The sequence below is a fragment of the Lelliottia sp. EB106-05-01-XG201 genome (assembly GCF_058791735.1).
Genome location: NZ_JBYTDV010000001.1, coordinates 3,760,018 through 3,782,999 on the forward strand (window position 1 = coordinate 3,760,018; position 22,982 = coordinate 3,782,999).

At 54.6% G+C, this 22,982-nt stretch carries 17 protein-coding genes, 3 tRNA genes and 3 rRNA genes; 8 read left to right on the forward strand and 15 right to left on the reverse strand.

What is annotated here, in order from left to right; all coding sequences use genetic code 11:
- Nucleotide 1: 1 nt before the first annotated feature.
- From AC3WS9_RS17595 to gmhB, 7 genes are all read right to left on the reverse strand, one after another.
- Nucleotides 2-78, reverse strand: a tRNA-Asp gene (locus AC3WS9_RS17595).
- A gap of 55 nt (nt 79-133) precedes the next feature.
- Nucleotides 134-249: ribosomal RNA gene (rrf, locus tag AC3WS9_RS17600) — 5S ribosomal RNA — on the reverse strand.
- Nucleotides 250-349: 100 nt separating this feature from the next.
- A 23S ribosomal RNA gene (locus AC3WS9_RS17605) occupies nt 350-3,255 on the reverse strand.
- A gap of 209 nt (nt 3,256-3,464) precedes the next feature.
- Nucleotides 3,465-3,540, reverse strand: a tRNA-Ala gene (locus tag AC3WS9_RS17610).
- 109 nt (nt 3,541-3,649) lie between these two features.
- A tRNA-Ile gene (locus AC3WS9_RS17615) sits at nt 3,650-3,726 on the reverse strand.
- A 71-nt stretch (nt 3,727-3,797) separates the two neighbouring features.
- Nucleotides 3,798-5,337, reverse strand: a 16S ribosomal RNA gene (locus AC3WS9_RS17620).
- The 16S, 23S and 5S rRNA genes sit together here with 3 tRNA genes alongside, the layout of an rRNA operon.
- Before the next feature lie 371 nt (nt 5,338-5,708).
- The gene (gene gmhB, locus AC3WS9_RS17625) at nt 5,709-6,275 is read right to left on the reverse strand and encodes a D-glycero-beta-D-manno-heptose 1,7-bisphosphate 7-phosphatase (protein WP_282491730.1); all 567 of its coding nucleotides are present in this window, start codon (nt 6,273-6,275) and stop codon (nt 5,709-5,711) included.
- A gap of 188 nt (nt 6,276-6,463) precedes the next feature.
- Between gmhB and metN the strand changes: the two genes are divergently transcribed.
- From metN to proS, 6 genes are all read left to right on the forward strand, one after another.
- Nucleotides 6,464-7,495 (forward strand): methionine ABC transporter ATP-binding protein MetN, encoded by a 1,032-nt coding sequence (gene metN / locus AC3WS9_RS17630; RefSeq protein ID WP_282491729.1) that lies wholly within the window; start codon nt 6,464-6,466, stop codon nt 7,493-7,495.
- Nucleotides 7,488-8,141, forward strand: a complete 654-nt coding sequence (locus tag AC3WS9_RS17635; protein WP_003856130.1) for a methionine ABC transporter permease MetI — start codon at nt 7,488-7,490, stop codon at nt 8,139-8,141. The genes metN and AC3WS9_RS17635 overlap by 8 nt, the downstream gene beginning before the upstream one ends.
- Nucleotides 8,142-8,179: 38 nt before the next feature.
- The gene (gene metQ / locus AC3WS9_RS17640; RefSeq protein ID WP_095280865.1) at nt 8,180-8,995 is read left to right on the forward strand and encodes a methionine ABC transporter substrate-binding lipoprotein MetQ; all 816 of its coding nucleotides are present in this window, start codon (nt 8,180-8,182) and stop codon (nt 8,993-8,995) included.
- A gap of 107 nt (nt 8,996-9,102) precedes the next feature.
- The gene (rcsF, locus tag AC3WS9_RS17645; protein WP_095280864.1) at nt 9,103-9,507 is read left to right on the forward strand and encodes an Rcs stress response system protein RcsF; all 405 of its coding nucleotides are present in this window, start codon (nt 9,103-9,105) and stop codon (nt 9,505-9,507) included.
- Nucleotides 9,504-10,211, forward strand: coding sequence for a tRNA (N6-threonylcarbamoyladenosine(37)-N6)-methyltransferase TrmO (tsaA, locus tag AC3WS9_RS17650; protein ID WP_285145952.1), 708 nt, complete (start codon nt 9,504-9,506; stop codon nt 10,209-10,211). The genes rcsF and tsaA overlap by 4 nt, the downstream gene beginning before the upstream one ends.
- Before the next feature lie 112 nt (nt 10,212-10,323).
- Nucleotides 10,324-12,042 carry a proline--tRNA ligase gene (gene proS / locus AC3WS9_RS17655; protein ID WP_285150693.1) on the forward strand — a complete coding sequence of 573 codons (1,719 nt, stop codon included), beginning with the start codon at nt 10,324-10,326 and terminating at the stop codon, nt 12,040-12,042.
- Nucleotides 12,043-12,096: 54 nt separating this feature from the next.
- Here proS and nlpE read toward each other — a convergent pair whose 3' ends face one another.
- Genes nlpE through AC3WS9_RS17670 form a run of 3 tightly spaced genes read right to left on the reverse strand, consistent with a single transcriptional unit; the run spans nt 12,097 to nt 13,794 of the window.
- Entirely contained in the window at nt 12,097-12,795 is a 699-nt protein-coding gene (gene nlpE / locus AC3WS9_RS17660) for an envelope stress response activation lipoprotein NlpE (protein WP_285153821.1), read from the reverse strand.
- Between the two features lie 34 nt (nt 12,796-12,829).
- Nucleotides 12,830-13,252 carry an alternative ribosome rescue aminoacyl-tRNA hydrolase ArfB gene (gene arfB / locus AC3WS9_RS17665; RefSeq protein WP_282491735.1) on the reverse strand — a complete coding sequence of 141 codons (423 nt, stop codon included), beginning with the start codon at nt 13,250-13,252 and terminating at the stop codon, nt 12,830-12,832.
- Nucleotides 13,249-13,794 (reverse strand): YaeQ family protein, encoded by a 546-nt coding sequence (locus AC3WS9_RS17670; RefSeq protein WP_324723602.1) that lies wholly within the window; start codon nt 13,792-13,794, stop codon nt 13,249-13,251. Before AC3WS9_RS17670 ends, arfB begins: the two co-directional genes overlap by 4 nt.
- 198 nt (nt 13,795-13,992) lie before the next feature.
- On the opposite strand from AC3WS9_RS17670, the gene AC3WS9_RS17675 reads away from it, so the two are divergent.
- Both AC3WS9_RS17675 and rof read left to right on the forward strand, forming a co-directional pair.
- On the forward strand, nt 13,993-14,193 hold the full coding sequence (locus AC3WS9_RS17675) for a YaeP family protein (protein WP_282491724.1): 201 nt from the start codon (nt 13,993-13,995) through the stop codon (nt 14,191-14,193).
- Nucleotides 14,180-14,440 (forward strand): Rho-binding antiterminator, encoded by a 261-nt coding sequence (gene rof, locus AC3WS9_RS17680; protein WP_282491723.1) that lies wholly within the window; start codon nt 14,180-14,182, stop codon nt 14,438-14,440. The genes AC3WS9_RS17675 and rof overlap by 14 nt, the downstream gene beginning before the upstream one ends.
- Before the next feature lie 28 nt (nt 14,441-14,468).
- Here rof and tilS read toward each other — a convergent pair whose 3' ends face one another.
- The 5 genes from tilS to dnaE form a co-directional block, all read right to left on the reverse strand.
- The gene (tilS, locus tag AC3WS9_RS17685) at nt 14,469-15,755 is read right to left on the reverse strand and encodes a tRNA lysidine(34) synthetase TilS (RefSeq protein ID WP_492489613.1); all 1,287 of its coding nucleotides are present in this window, start codon (nt 15,753-15,755) and stop codon (nt 14,469-14,471) included.
- Nucleotides 15,756-15,817: 62 nt separating this feature from the next.
- On the reverse strand, nt 15,818-16,207 hold the full coding sequence (locus AC3WS9_RS17690) for a VOC family protein (protein ID WP_492489615.1): 390 nt from the start codon (nt 16,205-16,207) through the stop codon (nt 15,818-15,820).
- 59 nt (nt 16,208-16,266) lie between these two features.
- Nucleotides 16,267-18,405 (reverse strand): lysine decarboxylase LdcC, encoded by a 2,139-nt coding sequence (locus AC3WS9_RS17695; protein ID WP_492489617.1) that lies wholly within the window; start codon nt 18,403-18,405, stop codon nt 16,267-16,269.
- A gap of 102 nt (nt 18,406-18,507) precedes the next feature.
- The gene (gene accA, locus AC3WS9_RS17700; protein WP_095280853.1) at nt 18,508-19,467 is read right to left on the reverse strand and encodes an acetyl-CoA carboxylase carboxyl transferase subunit alpha; all 960 of its coding nucleotides are present in this window, start codon (nt 19,465-19,467) and stop codon (nt 18,508-18,510) included.
- A 12-nt stretch (nt 19,468-19,479) separates the two neighbouring features.
- The gene (dnaE, locus tag AC3WS9_RS17705) at nt 19,480-22,962 is read right to left on the reverse strand and encodes a DNA polymerase III subunit alpha (RefSeq protein ID WP_492489619.1); all 3,483 of its coding nucleotides are present in this window, start codon (nt 22,960-22,962) and stop codon (nt 19,480-19,482) included.
- Between the last annotated feature and the right edge of the window lie 20 nt (nt 22,963-22,982).

A 22,982-nucleotide genomic window follows, 5' to 3' on the forward strand; every position in this document is an offset into this window, starting at 1 on the left:
GTGGCGGAACGGACGGGACTCGAACCCGCGACCCCCTGCGTGACAGGCAGGTATTCTAACCGACTGAACTACCGCTCCACCGAAGACTTCTGTAACCACCGGATTCATGCACCGGTTTACCACTTAATTTGATGCCTGGCAGTTCCCTACTCTCACATGGGGAGACCCCACACTACCATCGGCGCTACGGCGTTTCACTTCTGAGTTCGGCATGGGGTCAGGTGGGACCACCGCGCTAAAGCCGCCAGGCAAATTCTGTTTTATCAACACGCATCTCTGCACGTCGATTAATCTGTTATCAGGCTGAAAATCTAAGTCTCTGCTTTCGCCAAAACATCTTCGGCGTTGTAAGGTTAAGCCTCACGGTTCATTAGTACTGGTTAGCTCAATACATCGCTGCACTTACACACCCAGCCTATCAACGTCGTAGTCTTCAACGTTCCTTCAGGACTCTCAAGGAGTCAGGGAGAACTCATCTCGGGGCAAGTTTCGTGCTTAGATGCTTTCAGCACTTATCTTTTCCGCATTTAGCTACCGGGCAATGCCATTGGCATGACAACCCGAACACCAGTGATGCGTCCACTCCGGTCCTCTCGTACTAGGAGCAGCCCCCCTCAATTCTCCAGCGCCCACGGCAGATAGGGACCGAACTGTCTCACGACGTTCTAAACCCAGCTCGCGTACCACTTTAAACGGCGAACAGCCGTACCCTTGGGACCTACTTCAGCCCCAGGATGTGATGAGCCGACATCGAGGTGCCAAACACCGCCGTCGATATGAACTCTTGGGCGGTATCAGCCTGTTATCCCCGGAGTACCTTTTATCCGTTGAGCGATGGCCCTTCCATTCAGAACCACCGGATCACTATGACCTGCTTTCGCACCTGCTCGAGCCGTCACTCTCGCAGTCAAGCTAGCTTATGCCATTGCACTAACCTCCTGATGTCCGACCAGGATTAGCTAACCTTCGTGCTCCTCCGTTACTCTTTAGGAGGAGACCGCCCCAGTCAAACTACCCACCAGACACTGTCCGCAACCCGGATTACGGGTCTACGTTAGAACACCAGCCATTAAAGGGTGGTATTTCAAGGTCGGCTCCACGCAGACTGGCGTCCACGCTTCAAAGCCTCCCACCTATCCTACACATCAAGGACCAGTGTTCAGTGTCAAGCTATAGTAAAGGTTCACGGGGTCTTTCCGTCTTGCCGCGGGTACACTGCATCTTCACAGCGAGTTCAATTTCACTGAGTCTCGGGTGGAGACAGCCTGGCCATCATTACGCCATTCGTGCAGGTCGGAACTTACCCGACAAGGAATTTCGCTACCTTAGGACCGTTATAGTTACGGCCGCCGTTTACCGGGGCTTCGATCAAGAGCTTCGCCTTACAGCTAACCCCATCAATTAACCTTCCGGCACCGGGCAGGCGTCACACCGTATACGTCCACTTTCGTGTTTGCACAGTGCTGTGTTTTTAATAAACAGTTGCAGCCAGCTGGTATCTTCGACTGGTTTCAGCTCCGTCCGCAGGGACTTCACCTACACACCAGCGTGCCTTCTCCCGAAGTTACGGCACCATTTTGCCTAGTTCCTTCACCCGAGTTCTCTCAAGCGCCTTGGTATTCTCTACCTGACCACCTGTGTCGGTTTGGGGTACGATTTGATGTTACCTGATGCTTAGAGGCTTTTCCTGGAAGCAGGGCATTTGTTACTTCAGCACCGTAGTGCCTCGTCATCACACCTCAGCGTTAAAAAAGGTCCGGATTTACCTAAACCTTCCGCCTACATGCTTAAACCGGGACAACCGTCGCCCGGCTAACATAGCCTTCTCCGTCCCCCCTTCGCAGTAACACCGAGTACAGGAATATTAACCTGTTTCCCATCGACTACGCCTTTCGGCCTCGCCTTAGGGGTCGACTCACCCTGCCCCGATTAACGTTGGACAGGAACCCTTGGTCTTCCGGCGAGCGGGCTTTTCACCCGCTTTATCGTTACTTATGTCAGCATTCGCACTTCTGATACCTCCAGCATCCCTCACAGGACACCTTCAACGGCTTACAGAACGCTCCCCTACCCAACAACGCATAAGCGTCGCTGCCGCAGCTTCGGTGCATGGTTTAGCCCCGTTACATCTTCCGCGCAGGCCGACTCGACCAGTGAGCTATTACGCTTTCTTTAAATGATGGCTGCTTCTAAGCCAACATCCTGGCTGTCTGTGCCTTCCCACATCGTTTCCCACTTAACCATGACTTTGGGACCTTAGCTGGCGGTCTGGGTTGTTTCCCTCTTCACGACGGACGTTAGCACCCGCCGTGTGTCTCCCGTGATAACATTCTTCGGTATTCGTAGTTTGCATCGGGTTGGTAAGCCGGGATGGCCCCCTAGCCGAAACAGTGCTCTACCCCCGAAGATGAGTTCACGAGGCGCTACCTAAATAGCTTTCGGGGAGAACCAGCTATCTCCCGGTTTGATTGGCCTTTCACCCCCAGCCACAAGTCATCCGCTAATTTTTCAACATTAGTCGGTTCGGTCCTCCAGTTAGTGTTACCCAACCTTCAACCTGCCCATGGCTAGATCACCGGGTTTCGGGTCTATACCCTGCAACTTAACGCCCAGTTAAGACTCGGTTTCCCTTCGGCTCCCCTATACGGTTAACCTTGCTACAGAATATAAGTCGCTGACCCATTATACAAAAGGTACGCAGTCACCCCATAAAGAGGCTCCCACTGCTTGTACGTACACGGTTTCAGGTTCTTTTTCACTCCCCTCGCCGGGGTTCTTTTCGCCTTTCCCTCACGGTACTGGTTCACTATCGGTCAGTCAGGAGTATTTAGCCTTGGAGGATGGTCCCCCCATATTCAGACAGGATACCACGTGTCCCGCCCTACTCTTCGAGTTCACAACGTGTGCATTTTTGTGTACGGGACTATCACCCTGTACCGTCGGACTTTCCAGACCGTTCCACTAACACACGCGCTGATTCAGACTCTGGGCTCCTCCCCGTTCGCTCGCCGCTACTGGGGGAATCTCGGTTGATTTCTTTTCCTCGGGGTACTTAGATGTTTCAGTTCCCCCGGTTCGCCTCATGCCACTATGTATTCATGACATGATAGTGTGTCGAAACACACTGGGTTTCCCCATTCGGGTATCGCCGGGTCAAAGGTTCATATCACCTCGCCGACGCTTATCGCAGATTAGCACGCCCTTCATCGCCTCTGACTGCCAGGGCATCCACCGTGTACGCTTAGTCGCTTAACCTCACAACCCGAAGATGTTTCGTAAAACATCGTCGTGTTGCGAAAATTTGAGAGACTCGAACACACCGTCACTCTGTTCTTATTACGGAGAACAGACGCAGCGTGTCGTTTCAATTTTCAGCTTGATCCAGATTTTTAAAGAGCAAAACTTCGCAGTGAACCTTTTCAGGTACACTCTGAAGTTTTCTTGTGTTTTCGCAGTAAAAAGGATGGTGGAGCTATGCGGGATCGAACCGCAGACCTCCTGCGTGCAAGGCAGGCGCTCTCCCAGCTGAGCTATAACCCCATCACAAATGCTAATCTCATTACCGGTAATTTAGACTGAGACAAGGCGTGGAAGGGCGAAGCATACTGAAGTATGCGAGTCGTTTCACAACGCAGTATCAGGATAAATTTGGTAGGCCTGAGTGGACTTGAACCACCGACCTCACCCTTATCAGGGGTGCGCTCTAACCACCTGAGCTACAAGCCTGCAGAGATTTTTTACTGCTTATTTTTCATCAGACAATCTGTGTGGACACTACAAAGGCAGGTTCTTTCAGGTAAGGAGGTGATCCAACCGCAGGTTCCCCTACGGTTACCTTGTTACGACTTCACCCCAGTCATGAATCACAAAGTGGTAAGCGCCCTCCCGAAGGTTAAGCTACCTACTTCTTTTGCAACCCACTCCCATGGTGTGACGGGCGGTGTGTACAAGGCCCGGGAACGTATTCACCGTAGCATTCTGATCTACGATTACTAGCGATTCCGACTTCATGGAGTCGAGTTGCAGACTCCAATCCGGACTACGACGCACTTTATGAGGTCCGCTTGCTCTCGCGAGGTCGCTTCTCTTTGTATGCGCCATTGTAGCACGTGTGTAGCCCTACTCGTAAGGGCCATGATGACTTGACGTCATCCCCACCTTCCTCCAGTTTATCACTGGCAGTCTCCTTTGAGTTCCCGGCCGAACCGCTGGCAACAAAGGATAAGGGTTGCGCTCGTTGCGGGACTTAACCCAACATTTCACAACACGAGCTGACGACAGCCATGCAGCACCTGTCTCACGGTTCCCGAAGGCACTAAAGCATCTCTGCTAAATTCCGTGGATGTCAAGAGTAGGTAAGGTTCTTCGCGTTGCATCGAATTAAACCACATGCTCCACCGCTTGTGCGGGCCCCCGTCAATTCATTTGAGTTTTAACCTTGCGGCCGTACTCCCCAGGCGGTCGACTTAACGCGTTAGCTCCGGAAGCCACTCCTCAAGGGAACAACCTCCAAGTCGACATCGTTTACGGCGTGGACTACCAGGGTATCTAATCCTGTTTGCTCCCCACGCTTTCGCACCTGAGCGTCAGTCTTTGTCCAGGGGGCCGCCTTCGCCACCGGTATTCCTCCAGATCTCTACGCATTTCACCGCTACACCTGGAATTCTACCCCCCTCTACAAGACTCTAGCCTGCCAGTTTCGAATGCAGTTCCCAGGTTGAGCCCGGGGATTTCACATCCGACTTGACAGACCGCCTGCGTGCGCTTTACGCCCAGTAATTCCGATTAACGCTTGCACCCTCCGTATTACCGCGGCTGCTGGCACGGAGTTAGCCGGTGCTTCTTCTGCGAGTAACGTCAATCACTGCGGTTATTAACCACAATGCCTTCCTCCTCGCTGAAAGTACTTTACAACCCGAAGGCCTTCTTCATACACGCGGCATGGCTGCATCAGGCTTGCGCCCATTGTGCAATATTCCCCACTGCTGCCTCCCGTAGGAGTCTGGACCGTGTCTCAGTTCCAGTGTGGCTGGTCATCCTCTCAGACCAGCTAGGGATCGTCGCCTAGGTGAGCCATTACCCCACCTACTAGCTAATCCCATCTGGGCACATCTGATGGCAAGAGGCCCGAAGGTCCCCCTCTTTGGTCTTGCGACGTTATGCGGTATTAGCTACCGTTTCCAGTAGTTATCCCCCTCCATCAGGCAGTTTCCCAGACATTACTCACCCGTCCGCCGCTCGTCACCCGAGAGCAAGCTCTCTGTGCTACCGCTCGACTTGCATGTGTTAGGCCTGCCGCCAGCGTTCAATCTGAGCCATGATCAAACTCTTCAATTTAAGTTTGATGCTCGTGAATTAAACTTCGTAATGAATTACGTATGTTCACTCAGAGACTTTGGTATTCATTTAGCGTCTTTCGACGTTTAGAATCCATGTCACTTTGAGTGCCCACACAGATTGTCTGATAAATTGTTAAAGAGCAGTGCAACGCGGCTTTCGCTCACCGTTGCGAGGTGGCGTATATTACGCTTTCCTCTTTCAGAGTCAACCCTGAATCTCAGGATTTTTTCTCTTCAACCGACCCGGTGGTTAGTGTGAAGTGATTCACATCTGCCGTGTCGATGGAGGCGCATTATAGGGGGCTTCCGAGGAATGACAAGCGGAAAAATACAATTTTATTTCAACCGCTCATATTTTCAACACAACGCCTATTTTTGCTGCTTTTTGATCGCTTTTGGCAGCTCTGCGAGGCTATTCAATACCCAATCCGCGGCGCTTTCGGCTTCTGGGGTCACAGGCTTACCGGTGCGAACCAATACTTTAGTCCCTACGCCCGCTGCCGTTGCAGCCTGCATATCTTCCAGTTTGTCGCCCACCATATAAGAAGAAGCCATATCAATGTGCAGGAACTCCTGCGCAGAGATAAACATCCCCGGATGCGGTTTACGGCAATCACAGGTCTGGCGATACTCTTCGACCGTCCCTTGTGGGTGATGAGGACAATAGTAGATACCGTCCAGCTCAACGTCGCGATCGGCCAGCGACCAGTCCATCCATTCGGTCAACGTTTCGAATTGCGCTTCGGTGAATTTGCCCCGGGCGATACCCGACTGATTGGTGACCACCACCAGCGCATAGCCCATCGCTTTAAGTTCGCGCATGGCATCAATAACGCCGTCGATGAATTCGAACTCATCAATCTCGTGAACGTAACCGTGATCGACATTAATGGTGCCGTCACGATCGAGAAAAATTGCGGGTACTGATTTTGCCACGGGTTTGCTCCTGAAAAAGGCATGTCCCGCTATTATCTCACGTTTCACCGCGCAAGAAAGTGCTCATCGCGCAGAGCGACATTGATTTAGACGTCTGGATGCCTTAACATCCATTTTGTTTACGGCTGAACCCCGTATCTGGCAGAACAAAATGCCACGGCTAACTTACATACGATAAAAATAATCTAATGATTAAACTTTCCAATATCACCAAAGTGTTCCAGCAAGGGACCCGAACCATTCAGGCGCTGAACAATGTCAGCCTGCACGTTCCGGCTGGACAGATTTATGGCGTCATTGGCGCATCGGGTGCCGGTAAAAGTACGCTCATCCGCTGCGTTAACCTGCTCGAACGTCCGACCGAAGGCAGCGTCCAGGTCGGCGGCCAGGAGCTGACCAAACTTTCCGAAAAAGAATTAACTCAGGCCCGTCGTCAGATTGGCATGATCTTCCAGCACTTTAACCTGCTGGCCTCGCGCACCGTTTTTGGTAACGTCGCGCTGCCGCTTGAGCTGGACAATACCCCAAAAGAAGAAGTGAAACGCCGGGTAACCGAGCTGTTAGATCTGGTTGGGCTTTCTGATAAGCACGACAGCTATCCTGCCAACCTGTCCGGTGGACAGAAACAGCGCGTGGCGATCGCCCGTGCGCTGGCAAGCAACCCGAAAGTGCTGCTCTGCGACGAAGCCACCAGCGCACTGGATCCTGCGACCACCCGCTCCATCCTGGAATTATTGAAAGACATTAACCGCCGCCTCGGGCTGACCATTCTTCTTATTACCCATGAGATGGATGTCGTGAAGCGCATCTGCGACTGCGTGGCGGTGATCAGCAACGGTGAACTGATTGAGCAGGACACCGTGAGCGAAGTGTTCTCGCATCCGAAAACGCCTCTGGCCCAGCAGTTCATTCAGTCCACGCTGCACCTGGATATTCCGGAAGATTATCTGGCACGTTTAAAAGCGGAGTCTGGCGTCGACAGCGTACCAATGCTGCGCATGGAATTCACCGGCCAGTCCGTTGATGCCCCACTACTTTCCGAAACCGCTCGCCGCTTCAATGTGAACAACAACATTATTAGCGCGCAGATGGATTACGCCGGTGGCGTGAAGTTCGGCATCATGCTGACGGAAATGCACGGAACACAAGAAGAGACGCAAGCCGCGATCGCCTGGCTGCAGGAACACCATGTAAAAGTAGAGGTACTGGGTTATGTCTGAGCCGATGATGTGGCTGCTGGTTCGCGGCGTTTGGGAAACGCTGGCAATGACCTTCGTATCAGGATTCTTTGGTTTTGTGATTGGCCTGCCGGTTGGCGTGCTGCTGTACGTCACGCGCCCGGGGCAGATTATCGAAAACGCGAAGCTTTACCGCACGCTCTCTGCGCTGGTAAACATCTTCCGTTCGATTCCTTTTATTATCCTGCTGGTGTGGATGATTCCGTTTACTCGCGTCATCGTGGGAACCTCGATAGGTCTGCAGGCAGCTATCGTGCCGCTGACCGTGGGTGCCGCACCGTTTATCGCGCGTATGGTTGAAAACGCCCTGCTGGAAATTCCAACCGGTCTGATTGAAGCCTCTCGTGCCATGGGCGCGACGCCGATGCAGATCGTGCGCAAAGTTCTGTTACCTGAAGCGCTGCCGGGCCTGGTGAATGCGGCCACCATTACGCTGATCACCCTGGTAGGTTATTCCGCGATGGGCGGTGCTGTTGGGGCTGGCGGTCTGGGCCAGATTGGCTATCAATACGGTTATATTGGTTATAACGCTACCGTAATGAACACGGTTCTGGTATTGCTGGTTGTGCTGGTTTATCTCATTCAATTCTCTGGCGATCGCATCGTCCGGGCTGTTACTCACAAATAACATTACACAACGCAAACTCGACGAATTAAGGATATGACATGACGTTTAAATTGAAGACCTTTGCCGCGGTAGGCGCGCTGATTGGCTCTCTGGCTCTGGTGGGTTGCGGTCAGGACGAAAAAGATCCTAACCACATCAAAGTGGGCGTCATTGTTGGCGCTGAGCAGCAGGTTGCTGAAGTTGCCCAGAAAGTGGCAAAAGAGAAATATGGCCTGGACGTTGAGCTGGTCACCTTTAACGACTACGTTCTGCCGAACGAAGCGCTGAGCAAAGGCGATATCGACGCTAACGCCTTCCAGCACAAACCGTATCTGGATCAGCAGATCAAAGACCGTGGCTACAAACTGGTTGCCGTCGCGAATACCTTCGTTTACCCAATCGCGGGCTACTCCAAAAAAATCAAATCTCTGGAAGAGCTGCAGCCGGGTTCTCAGGTCGCGATTCCTAACGATCCAACCAACCTGGGCCGCTCCCTGTTGCTGCTGCAGAAAGTGGGGCTGATCAAACTGAAAGATGGCGTGGGCTTGCTGCCAACCGTACTGGACGTGACTGAAAACCCGAAAAACCTGAAGCTGGTTGAGCTGGAAGCACCGCAGCTGCCACGTTCTCTTGACGATGCGCAGATTGCACTGGCCGTGATCAACACCACTTACGCCAGCCAGATTGGCCTGACGCCAGCGAAAGATGGCATCTTCGTTGAAGACAAAGACTCCCCGTACGTGAACCTGATCGTGAGCCGCGAAGACAACAAAGACGCGGAAAACGTGAAAAAATTCGTACAGGCATACCAGTCTGACGAAGTTTACCAGGAAGCCAACAAAGTGTTTAACGGCGGCGCTGTTAAAGGCTGGTAATCTGACCTTTCTGTAATATCATTCATGACGGGCGAAAGCCCGTCTTGTCATTTATGCGGGCAACTGATTCAATAACTGACGATTTGATTATTCATTGAGGAAATATTATGCGTGCTTTACCGATCTGTCTTTTAGCACTCATGCTGAGCGGCTGTTCAATGCTAAGCAGATCTCCTGTTGAACCTGTTAAAAGCACTGCAACCCCACCGAAGGTGGAGCCAGCCAAACCGAAAGCGCCTCGCCCTGCGCCGGTAAGAATCTATACCAAAGCTGAAGATCTGATTGGCAAACCGTTCCGCGATCTGGGTGAAGTCACCGGCGAATCCTGCCAGGCCAGCAACCAGGACTCTCCGCCAAACATCCCAACCGCGCGTAAACGTCTGCAGATTAACGCCGCCAAAATGAAAGCTAACGCCGTTCTGCTGCACAGCTGCGAAGTGACCAGCGGCACGCCAGGCTGCTATCGCCAGGCTGTGTGTATGGGTAACGCCCTTAACGTCACGGCGAAATGAGTGCATTTCAGTTTGAGCAGATAGGTGTTATCCGCTCGCCTTATAAAGAGAAGTTTGCCGTACCGCGCCAGCCTGGTCTGGTCAAAAGCTGTGGCGGCGAACTTCACTTAATTCCTCCTTATAATCAGGCCGACGCCGTGCGTGGGCTTGAGGCATTCAGCCATCTATGGGTGCTGTTTATCTTTCATCAAACGATGGAAGGCGGCTGGCGTCCAACGGTGCGCCCTCCGCGTCTCGGCGGAAATGCCAGAATGGGAGTGTTTGCTACCCGCTCCACCTTCCGTCCTAATCCTGTCGGGATGTCGCTGGTTGAGCTCAAAGACATTCGCTGCCAGAAAGATCAGGTGATTCTGCAGTTAGGTAGCCTGGATCTGGTCGACGGCACGCCGGTGGTGGATATCAAACCTTACCTGCCCTTTGCCGAAGCGCTGCCCGATGCTCGTGCGAGCTATGCCCAGCAGGCGCCTGTCGCTGATATGACCGTCGGTTTTACGTCCGATGTCGACGCGCAGCTTCTGCACCTGGAAAAGCGCTATCCTCGCCTGAAGGATTTTATCGTCGAAGTCCTGGCGCAAGACCCTCGACCCGCATACCGAAAAGAGGAAGAGGCAGGCAAAACCTACGCCGTTCTGTTGCTTGATTTTAACGTTCGCTGGCGCGTCACCCCGGCAGGTTTTGAAGTCTTTGCGCTGGAAGTGCGCTAATTTTATTTTCCTCTCTTTTGGCATCTTTGCCACACTGGTAAACTAAACCACTTTTTTTGTGTCAGTCTGACGTTTCAGCCTGGTCCAATCGTCGAAATGGAACCGTAACAACATGCGTACTAGCCAATATCTGCTCTCCACACTGAAGGAGACACCTGCCGACGCCGAAGTCATCAGCCATCAGCTGATGCTCCGCGCCGGGATGATCCGCAAGCTGGCCTCCGGGTTGTACACCTGGTTGCCGACCGGCCTGCGCGTCCTGAAAAAAGTCGAAAACATCGTGCGTGAAGAGATGAACAACGCCGGTGCTATCGAGGTGTCCATGCCTGTGGTTCAGCCTGCTGACCTGTGGATGGAAAGTGGTCGCTGGGAGCAGTACGGCCCGGAGCTGCTGCGCTTTGTTGATCGTGGCGAGCGCCCGTTTGTGCTCGGCCCAACGCATGAAGAAGTGATCACCGACCTGATCCGTAACGAGCTGAACTCGTACAAACAGCTGCCGTTGAACTTCTTCCAGATCCAGACCAAATTCCGCGACGAAGTTCGCCCACGCTTCGGCGTGATGCGTTCCCGCGAATTCCTGATGAAAGATGCCTACTCTTTCCATACTTCTCAGGAATCCCTGCAGGAAACTTACGACGTGATGTACGGCGCCTACAGCAAGATCTTCTCCCGTATGGGTCTGGATTTCCGCGCGGTACAGGCTGACACCGGTTCTATCGGCGGCAGCGCCTCCCACGAATTCCAGGTGCTGGCGCAGAGCGGCGAAGACGATGTGATCTTCTCCGACACCTCTGACTATGCGGCGAATATTGAATTCGCAGAAGCGCTGGCCCCTGCCACGCCACGCGCGGCGGCGACGGAAGAGATGAAGCTGGTCGACACCCCGAACGCCAAAACCATCGCCGAGCTGGTTGAGCAGTTCAATCTGCCGATCGAGAAAACGGTGAAAACCCTGCTGGTGAAATCCGTTGAAGGCAGCGCGTATCCGCTGGTTGCCCTGTTGGTGCGTGGCGATCACGAGCTAAACGAAGTTAAAGCAGAAAAACTGCCGCAGGTCGCCAGCCCGCTGACTTTCGCTACCGAAGCGGAAATCCGAGCCGTCGTCAATGCAGGCCCAGGCTCTCTGGGTCCGGTTAATCTGCCAATTCCGGTTGTGATTGACCGTACCGTTGCCGCCATGAGCGATTTCTCTGCTGGCGCGAATATCGACGGTAAGCACTACTTCGGCATCAACTGGGATCGCGACACCGCGACGCCAGAAGTGGCAGATATCCGTAACGTGGTAGCTGGCGATCCAAGCCCGGACGGCCAGGGTACGCTGATGATCAAACGCGGTATCGAAGTGGGGCATATCTTCCAGCTCGGGACCAAGTACTCCCAGGCGCTGAACGCAGCCGTTCAGGGTGAAGACGGTCGTAACCAGATCCTGACCATGGGTTGCTACGGTATCGGTGTGACTCGCGTGGTGGCTGCTGCCATTGAGCAGAACCACGACGAGCGCGGCATCGTCTGGCCAGACAATATCGCTCCGTTCCAGGTTGCGATTCTGCCGATGAACATGCACAAGTCCTACCGTGTTCAGGAGCTGGCTGAGAAGCTGTACAGCGAACTGCGCGCGCAGGGCATTGAAGTGCTGATGGACGACCGTAAAGAGCGTCCAGGCGTGATGTTTGCGGATATGGAACTGATCGGTATCCCGCACACTGTCGTCATCGGCGACCGTAACCTCGACAGCGACGAGATTGAGTACAAATACCGTCGCAGCGGCGAGAAGCAGATGATCAAGACGGGCGACATCCTTGATTACCTGGTGAAAGCCATCAAAGGTTAAGACATAAAAAAACCCCGCTTCGGCGGGGTTTTTCTTTTCACATCTGATTCCGTCTTACTTACTGTCGCAGTCTTTACCCGCCACAAACTTCGCGCTCTTATCCGCCACCAGCGTTTTGACCATCTCACCGCTGTCCGGGTTCGGCTCCAGCGTAAAGTGACCGTCCACCGTCAGCAGCACAGGCTTGCTGTCGTTTCCGCGCGCCACGGCATAATCACGTTCCAGCTGCGCGTTGTTCGCCACGCTCACTTTCTTGCCCGTTGCACAGTCGGTGAAAACTGCCGCATCGGCCATGTAGAAATACATGCCGCGCATCGCCATTGGCGTAGATGGCAGAGCCGCTTTGACCGGCGCTAAGGTGTAGTTGAACTGGGATTCGATCGGATTTCCTTCCCGATCGAGCATCTCCATGCCCTCGCCTTTAGCACGGAAATAGGTTTTCTCGCCTTCGGCGTCCGTCAGCACCAGCTTCTCAGCCGTACGCGCCCATTTGCCGTAGGTCGCAAAGGAGGAAGGCTCTTTCGCGCCCTGATAGCGCTGGTTCATCACCCATGAGCCGTCCTTTTCCAGGAACAGCGTGGTTTCAATGCCTTCGCAGTCAGCGCACGGCAGTACGCCGCGCCAGCTCTGCTGCATCGGCTTTAACTCTGCGGCGTGCGTCGGCTGCAGCGTCTGCATCTCGGCGCGGTTGTTACACCCTATTAATGCGAACAGTGTGGACGCCGCCAACACTGACAATATCGTTTTATTCACGATGAATTCCTTATAACAATGTAATCCTGGTACGTTATTCCTGCGGCCGACGTACTTTTCCACGCAGTGATTTTACGGTGGATTTCTGCGCTTTTGATGACAACCGGCGCTCTTTCGAGGCCCGCGTCGGTCGCGTGGCCCGGCGGCTTTTTTGCACCGCAGTAAGCTCCTGTATGACCGCCACCAGCCGGGAAAGTGCGGCTTCGCGATTTAAATCCTGGCTGCGGTACTCTTGCGCTTTAATAATGATCACCCCGTCGCTGGTGATGAGGTGATGACTGGCCGCCAACAGGGCTTCTTTATAGGACTCTGGCAGGCTGGAGGCCCGAATGTCAAAGCGCAAATGAATCGCCGTTGAGGCTTTATTCACATGCTGCCCACCCGCGCCCTGAGCCCGGATCGCGGTGATCTCAAACTCATTGTCGGGAATTGTAACGGTTCGGGACACCACAATCATGACGGTGACTGCCACGCAGTAAGATGAATTTCCAGATTATTCTGAGCATCAGACAGCCAGATCGCACCGTCCTGAATCGTCGCCTGCAGCGCCATGGTCCGCGTGGCAAACTCGGTCAACTGCGCCAGCTGTTCGTCATCCAGATACCACACTGAAAGATGCGAATACTGCGCGCATTTGCGCTGATTCTGCTGCCACCAGATTTCCGCAGCACGTTGATTATAGGCAAAAATCGCGACTTCTGCGGACTGGGTGCAGGCCTTTTTGATGCGACGTTCATCTGGCAAGCCGAGTTCGATCCACAGATCGATACCCATATGATCGTTGCGCAGCCAGGCTTCCGGCTCCTCTTCTGCGCTTAATCCGCGGGTAAATTGCAGGCGTTCATTGGCGTACTTAATCCACGCCAGCAGGCGCAGCATCATGCGCTCCTGGGTTTCCGACGGGTGACGGGCCAGCGTTAACGACGCATCGAGAAACTGGTTGCGGTCAAGGTCAGCTACGTTGACTACCGCTTTATAAATTGTCGCTTTCAGCGCCATGAGAGAACTCCAATCGAATCAGGCGCTCATTGTAGCGAAATTCCGGCCAAAAGGCTGTTACCGCGCGGTGAATCGCAGCAATATCAAGGCGCTGATATTGCTTGAATGAGTATGGTATAGTCACCTTGCTAAACCGAGTTTATCTTCGTAGGCTTAAGTGTATCTCACAGTAACGTCAGTGCGCTGGCAGGAGGGGATGTGGAAAATTATTGTGAGTTAATTCGCAAAAGGTATGCGGAAATTGCCAGCGGAGATCTGGGGTATATCCCCGATGCGTTGGGCTGTGTATTGAAAGTGCTGAATGAAGTGGCGTTGGACGCCAGCCTTTCAGAATCGGTCAGGGAAAAAGCGGCGTATGCTGCTGCGAATTTACTGGTGAGCGATTATGTCAATGAATGATACCTATCAACCCATCAACTGCGATGACTACGACAACCTCGAGCTCGCCTGTCAGAACCACCTGGTTCTGTCGCTGGCGTTAAAAGACGGCGAGGAATTGAAGGCCAAAGCGAGCGATCTGGTCTCACGCAAGAACGTTGAATATCTGGTCGTCGAAGACGCTGGAGCAACGCGTGAACTTCGCCTCGATAAAATTGCAAGCTTCAGTCATCCGGATATCGGCACCGTCGTGGTGAGCGAAGAGTAATTCTCTGTAACGGGCAGTGCGCTGCCCGTTACGCCTTCCATTCAAAGCTTACACCCTCTTCCGCCCAGCCTTCCTGCGTGACAAAGATCCCCGCCGCCGCCATCAAGTTTTCACCATAAAAAAGCAGAGGCGTGGTATCGCGCCGCCACGGCGGAACGTTGCACTCCTGCCAGATTTTTTTCAGCTTACGTCCTCCGTTTCGGCCCACAATGTGTAAATTCCCGCTGGCCTTAAAGCGGATCGCCACCTCTTCACCCAATTCTGGCAGACGCACATTTCCGGGTGCCGCAAGAGAAACCCAGCCCGCCCCTTGCGGGAGATTCAGCGGCTCGTGAATATCAGGCCAGGGGATGATGTTATCTGCCAGCGACGGCTGGTGCTTCACCCACCAGAGCTGCTCTTTGAAGCGTCGAATTTCAAAGCCATTCAGATACAGACACGGATTGGCATCTTCGCGCGCCTGAACCACTTCATCCCAGATTAGGTTGAGCATATCGCGCGAGGGCATTTGCGCGTGATGACCCGCCAGCCAGCGCCGGAGCAGCGCACCGCGACGCATCGCGCTCATCGCTTGCAGCGGCGCCATCCTCAGAGCCCCCTCTTCCGTGACGAGGCTTGTCAGCTCTTCACTCAGCAATTCATCCAGCAGGCTCTCCTGCTCTGCGCAGAGTCTCGCACTTCTTGCCGTCGCCTCGGCGAAATGCGGCCAGCGCTGCGAGAGCGCAGGCAAAATACGCAGGCGCAGGAAGTTACGATCGTAGCCGTCGTCCTGATTACTATCGTCTTCTATCCAGCGCAAGTTGTGTTCCTGCGCCCAGTGTTCCAGCGACGCGCGGGTTTCACTCAGTAAAGGACGCAGCAGGTGTGTTCCGGCAAACTCACTGCGCTCAGCCATTGCGGATAAACCCGCCGGGCCGCTGCCGCGCTTAAGTGCTAATAAAAAGGTTTCACACTGATCGTCGAGATGCTGCGCCGTCACCATCGCTTCACCGGGCAGAAGCGTTTTTTCAAATGCGCCGTAGCGCGCTTTCCGCGCCTGAGCTTCCGTCCCGAGGCCTTCATCCTTAAGCGTCACGCGTTCAACGATTAAAGGGATTTTCCATGCCAGGCAAAGCGCTTCGCAGTGGGCGACCCACTCGTCGGCATGCGCGCTCAGCCCGTGGTGAATATGTATGGCGCGGATCTGCACCTCAGGCTGGTGTTCGCGCCACAGCATCAGCCGGTGCAGCAGGACGGTGGAATCCAGGCCACCGCTAAAGCCCACCAACAGCTGGCGGTACGGGTAAACAGACTGAGCGATCGCAGGTTGCGTCATAGGGGATTTCACAGAAAGACAATGCCCGGAAAATTACCGAGCATTGTCATGGATGGCAAGCTTTACTGCTGATAAAGCTCCAGCGGCAAACCATCGGGATCGTTGAAGAAGGTAAAGCGCTTGTCGGTAAACGGATCGATGCGAATGGCTTCGCACTTCACGCCATGCCCTTCGAGATGCTTCACCGCCTGTTCGATATCGTCCACGCTGAAAGCGAGATGACGAAGCCCGCAGGCTTCCGGTCGCGACGGGCGCGCTGGCGGGAAAGGAAAGGAGAACAGCTCAATCACATATTGCCCGTTCAACGCCAGGTCACCTTTCCACGAATCTCTCTCGGCGCGATAAGCTTCGCTCATCAGCGTGAACCCAAGAATGTCGCAATAAAACACCTTACTTTTGGCGTAATCAGTCGCAATGATCGCAATATGGTGAACCTGTTTTAAACCCAGCATAGCCTCTCCTTTTTATGAGGAGTCAACGTTACAACCGAAAACCCTGAGCACGCAAGCGCTCACCCCTTTTTTAAGACTCGCACCCAGTAACCGCCATTCTCATCGCGCTTCGTGCCGTGGATATCGGTTTCAAAACCGGGATAGTGACGCCCTACCGAACAGAGCATCAGCAGGAAGTCGAGCACCGCCCGGCTTTGTTCGGTGATCATCTCGCCCGGCATCAACAGCGGCACGCCCGGCGGATATGGCAGGATCATGTTCGCCGAGATGCGTCCCACCAGATTTTCGAGTTCAATGGTTTCCACCTCGCCTTTCACCTGACGCTGCCAGGCCTTGTGCGGCGTCAGTTTCATCTCCGGCAAAACGTCGAATGCCTGCAGCATTAGCCTCGGCAGATCGTGCTGACGGATCAGCTTGTGGATCCCCTGGGCCAGATCCTGGATCCGCATGTTGCGATAGAAATCGGGATCTTCGGCGTACAGATCCGGCAGCATGTTTTTCACTCGCAGATTGAGATCGTAGGCGCGTTTGAACTCCATTAGCCCCCGCAGCAGCCCCATCGCACGGGTTTTATCGATCCCGATACTGAACAGGAAGAGCAGATTATACGGCCCGGTTTTCTCGACCACCACGCCGCGTTCATCCAAGAATTTCGCCACCAGCGCAGCGGGGATCCCTTCGTCGCTCATCGTTCCCTGTTCGTCCATCCCTGGCGTCAGAATCGTGACTTTCACCGGATCGAGGAACATATGATCCGCATCGGCGTCGCGGAACCCGTGCCAGCTCTCGCCCGGCGCGACGGACCAGCACTCGGCTTCATCAATCTCTTCCGGCTGCCAGATATCAAAGAACCAGCCGTCGGCCTCATCTTTAAGCCGCTGGACCTCTTTCCGGAAATGCAGCGCGCGCTCAACCGAACGATTGATCAGGCGTTTGCCCGGATTCCCGCGCAGCATCGCCGCCGCCGTTTCAATCGAGGCCACCAGCGGATAGCTCGGCGAAGTCGTGGTGTGCATCATAAAGGCTTCGTTGAAGGTCTCTTCGTCGTATTCGCCCTTAATATGGATCAGCGAGGCCTGGGAGAACGCCGCCAGCATTTTGTGCGTCGACTGAGTTTCGAAGAACACTTTGCCCGGCACCCGCTCGCCGCTCATGCCACTTTTGCCCGCATAAATCGGGTGGAAGTTGGTGTAGGGCACCCAGGCGGAATCAAAGTGAATCGACGGCACATCCAGCGTTTGCTTGATCCAGTTGGTGTTGTAGAGCAGGCCGTCGTAGGTCGAGTTGGTGATCACCGCGTGAATCGGCCAGCTCGCGCCGGCAACCGTTGCGACTTTCTGTTCGATTGCCGCGTGAGAAAACTCACGACGCGGAATGCCGCCCAGAATCCCCAGCGCATTACGCGTCGGCGACAGCCAGAGCGGGACGACGTCGCTCATCATTAATAAGTGCGCCAATGATTTGTGGCAGTTGCGGTCAATCAGCAGCGTGCTTCCGGCAGGCGCCGCGTACATCCCGACAATCTTATTGGAGGTAGAGGTGCCGTTGGTCACCATATAGCTCTGCTCGGCCCCAAAGGTGCGGGCGATATACTCTTCCGCCTCCAGATGCGGACCGGTGTGGTCCAGCAGCGAGCCGAGTTCCGTCACCGAGATCGAGACATCCGCTTTCAGCGTGTTGCCGCCGAAGAAATCGTAGAACAGGCAGCCGACCGGGCTTTTCTGGTAAGCCGTGCCCGCCATGTGTCCCGGCGTACAGAAGGTGTATTTGCCCTCTTTCACATAGTTGAACAGCGCGCGGGTAAAGGGCGGCGTGATGTTGTCGAGATATTCATGGGTGTATTGTTCAATGCGCGTCGCAATATCGTCGGCAGCCCCGAGCGCATACTCAAAGAACCACAGGGCCATACGCATGTCGTGGGCGCTGACGTCCATCGTCGAATGGGTGTTGATAAATGCATACAGCGGTAGATATTCGTTGAGCTGATTGATATCGCTGCACAGTTCCAGGTCGTATTCATCCCAGTCAAAAACGACGCCGCAGATGCGCGGATTGTGCTCGATAACCTTCAGCAGGTCAGCGCTGTTGTGCGGCCAGATCAGCTGAAATCCGCGATCCTTTAGTGATTGTTCCAGCTCCTTGATGGGCTCGTCTTTGTAAAAGACGCCATGTGGACCCATGATGGCAATGATGTTCATGGTCTACCTCCTTGAAAAACATTAGATAAGCATAGCCGAGGTAAACGGCAGGTATAAAAAAAGCCGCAACAGTGTGCGGCTTTTAAGATTTATGTGTATCGCTTAGGCGTAACCGTAGTTCATCAGGCGCTGATAGCGACGGTTGAGCAGATCTTCTTTGCTCAGCACATCGAGATCGGCCAGGTCAGCCAGTAGCTGTGCCTTGAGGGAAGCGGCCATCACTTCCGGCTTACGATGCGCACCACCCAGTGGTTCTGGGATCACGGTATCGATCAGCTTCAGCTCTTTCAGACGTGGCGCGATGATACCCATCGCTTCCGCCGCCAGCGGCGCTTTGTCTGCGCTCTTCCACAGAATGGACGCACAGCCTTCCGGAGAGATAACGGAATAGGTGCTGTACTGCAGCATATTCACTTTATCGCCCACGCCGATAGCCAGTGCGCCACCGGAACCGCCTTCACCGATCACGGTACAAATCACCGGAACGGACAGACGAGACATTTCACGCAGGTTGCGTGCGATAGCTTCAGACTGACCGCGCTCTTCTGCACCGACGCCCGGGTAGGCACCTGGGGTGTCGATAAAGGTCACGATCGGCATGTTAAAGCGCTCGGCCATTTCCATCAGGCGCAGGGCCTTGCGGTAACCTTCCGGCGCTGGCATACCAAAGTTACGACGAATCTTCTCTTTGGTTTCACGGCCTTTCTGATGACCAATGATCATCACCGGGCGACCATCCAGACGTGCGATACCGCCGACAATGGCTTTGTCGTCAGCATAAGCGCGATCGCCTGCCAGTTCGTCAAATTCATCAAACGCCAGGCGGACATAATCCAGGGTGTACGGGCGCTGTGGATGACGAGCCAGCTGGGCAATCTGCCATGCGCCGAGATCGGCAAAGATTTTGCGCGTCAGTTCTACGCTTTTTTCACGCAGACGATGCACTTCTTCGTCGATGTTAATATCCAGTTTTTCATCCTGACGGCTTACCGCTGTCAAAGAATCGATTTTCGCTTCCAGCTCTGCAATCGGCTGTTCGAAATCAAGGAAATTCAGACTCATAGTATTCCTGTATTAGTCAAACTCCAGTTCCACCTGCTCCGAACCAATGAGGCCACGGAGATCGTTGAGTAAACGATCGCTCGGAGAGACACGCCACGTTGCACCAAAGCGCAATCGCGCACGTGCATCCGCCCTCTGATAGTAGAGATGTACTGGAATGGTCCCCGAACGATGGGGTTCCAGAGACTGACGGAGTCGGTTTAAAAGCTGGTCATCAATTTGCCTGTCCGTCAGCGAGATAGCAAGCCCGCGAGCATATTTTTCCCGGGCTTCGTCAATATCCATCACTTCACGGGCCATCATTTTAAGCCCGCCGCTGAAGTCATCAAAGCTGACCTGTCCGCTGACGATAAGTATGCGGTCGTTTTCCAGCAAATGCTGGTATTTTTCCAGCGCTTCGGTGAATAACATCACCTCCAGCCGCCCGGAGCGGTCATCCAGCGTACAGATGCCGATGCGATTACCGCGCTTGGTGACCATAACCCGCGCAGCAATGACGAGCCCCGCCGCCGTGGTCATTTTACCACGTTCCGTCGGATGCATGTCTTTTAGCCTGTAGCCTCCGACATAGCGCTCAATTTCTTTCAGATACTGGTTGATCGGGTGACCCGTTAGGTACAACCCCAACGTTTCACGCTCACCTTCCAGCACCGTATGTTCTGGCCACGGCTGGCAGTTGGCATAAGACTGCTCAATCTGCTCAGGCTCTTCCGCCAGCACGCCAAACATATCTGCCTGACCAATCGCTTCCGCTTTCGCGTGCTGGTCAGCCGCTTTCAGCGCATCGCCGAGGGAATTCATCAGCGCCGCGCGGTGCGGGCCGAGGCGGTCAAACGCCCCGGACATAATCAGTTTTTCCAGCACCCGACGGTTCAGCTTTTTGGTGTCGGTACGGGCGCAAAGATCGAACAGTTCGCGGAAGTAGCCGCCGTTGTTACGCGCTTCGATGATCGCTTCGATCGGGCCTTCGCCCACGCCTTTGATGGCGCCGATCCCGTAAACAATTTCGCCGTCGTCGTTAACGTGGAAATGGTACATCCCGGCGTTAATGTCCGGCGGCAGGATTTTCAGCCCCATGCGCCAGCACTCATCCACCAGGCCGACCACTTTTTCGGTGTTATCCATATCGGCGGTCATCACGGCCGCCATAAATTCTGCCGGATAGTGCGCTTTCAGCCACAGGGTTTGATACGAGACCAGCGCGTAAGCAGCGGAGTGCGATTTGTTAAACCCGTAACCGGCGAATTTCTCCACCAGGTCGAAGATTTTCATCGCCAGCTCGCCGTCTACGCCCCGGCTTTTCGCGCCCTCTTCAAAGGTGCCGCGCTGCTTGGCCATCTCTTCCGGCTTTTTCTTACCCATCGCACGACGCAGCATATCCGCGCCGCCCAGGGTATAGCCGGAGAGTTCCTGGGCGATCTGCATCACCTGTTCCTGGTACAGGATAATGCCGTAGGTCGGCTCCAGAACCGGCTTCAGACACTCATGCTGCCACTGAACGTCAGGGTAGGAAATCTCTTCGCGACCGTGCTTACGGTCGATAAAGTTATCTACCATCCCGGACTGCAACGGGCCCGGACGGAACAGGGCCACCAGCGCGATCATATCTTCGAAGCAGTCGGGCTGCAGACGCTTAATCAGGTCTTTCATACCGCGGGATTCAAGCTGGAACACCGCTGTGGTTTCCGAGCGCTGCAGCATGTCGAAGCTTTTCTTGTCATCGAGCGGAATGGCGGCGATATCAATCGGCTCCAGACCCTGTTTGGCCCGGCGCGGGTTGATCATCTTCAGCGCCCAGTCGATGATAGTGAGCGTTCGCAAACCGAGGAAGTCGAACTTCACCAGGCCCGCGTACTCCACGTCGTTCTTGTCGAACTGCGTAACCGGGTGCTGGCCCGATTCGTCGCAATACAGCGGCGCAAAATCGGTAATTTTGGTCGGGGCGATCACCACACCACCGGCGTGTTTACCGGCGTTACGCGTCACGCCTTCCAGCTTGCGCGCCATGTCGATCAGCGCTTTGACCTCTTCGTCCGCTTCGTAGATTTCCGGCAGCTGCGGCTCGGCTTCGAAGGCTTTCGCCAGGGTCATGCCCGGATCGGGCGGCACCAGTTTGGAGATGCGATCGACAAAACCGTACGGGTGGCCCAGCACGCGGCCCACGTCGCGGATAACCGCTTTCGCCGCCATCGTACCGAAGGTAATAATCTGCGATACCGCGTCACGACCGTACATATCCGCGACGTGCTCAATCACCTGGTCGCGTTTCTCCATGCAGAAGTCAACGTCGAAGTCGGGCATCGAGACACGTTCCGGGTTAAGGAAACGTTCGAACAGCAGGTCAAACTCCAGCGGATCGAGGTCGGTAATTTTTAGCGCATAGGCCACAAGCGAACCCGCACCGGAACCACGGCCAGGCCCTACCGGCACGCCGTTGTCCTTCGACCACTGGATAAATTCCATTACGATCAGGAAGTAGCCCGGGAATCCCATCTGGTTGATCACCTGGAGTTCGATATCCAGACGTTCATCATACGGTGGGCGTTTTTCGGCGCGTACCGCCGGATCCGGGAACAGGAATTCCAGACGCTCTTCCAGACCCTCTTTCGATTTCACCACGAGGAAATCTTCGGTGGTCATATCGCCGGTCGGGAACTGCGGCAGGAAGTATTCGCCCAGGCGAACGGTGACGTTGCAGCGACGGGCGATTTCGACGCTGTTTTCCAGCGCTTCCGGGATGTCGGCGAACAGCTCGCACATCTCCTCTTCGTTACGCATGTACTGCTGCGAAGAGTAGTTACGCGGTCGTTTCGGGTCGTCGAGGGTAAAACCATCGTGGATGGCGACACGGATCTCGTGCGCATCAAAGTCGCCCGCTTCAAGGAAACGCACGTCATTGGTAGCCACGACAGGCAGACCGCGCTCTTCCGCAAGGGCTACCGCCGCATGCAGATAGCTCTCCTCATCAGGACGACCGGTACGGATCAGCTCCAGATAGAAGCGATCCGGGAAGTGTTCTTCATAAAATGCAACGCACTGATCGACGAGCACGCTGTTGCCACGGATCAGGCTTTTACCGACATCACCCATGCGGCCGCCAGAGATGAGCAGTAAGCCCTCATTCAGCTCTGCCAGCCACTCGCGGTCGATCCATGGGCCTGCCGCGCCGTAGCCGCGCTGGTAGGCGCGGGAGATCAGCAGCGTCAGGTTTTGGTAGCCCGTGTTATTCATCGCGAGCACGGAAATTTGCGTCAACTCATCGCCGATCAGATCGCTCTGGACGTGAAAATCTGCGCCGACAATGGGCTTAAGCCCCGAGCCATGCGCCGTTCCGTAGAACTTCACCAGACCGCAAAGGTTAGTGAAATCGGTGATCGCCAGCGCAGGCATGCCAAGAGAGGCCGCCTTTTTTACCAGCGGCCCGGTCTTCGCCAGCCCATCAATCATGGAGTAGTCGCTATGCACCCGCAGGTGTACGAAACGTGGTTCAGCCATCTTCAGATTCCGCGTTACTT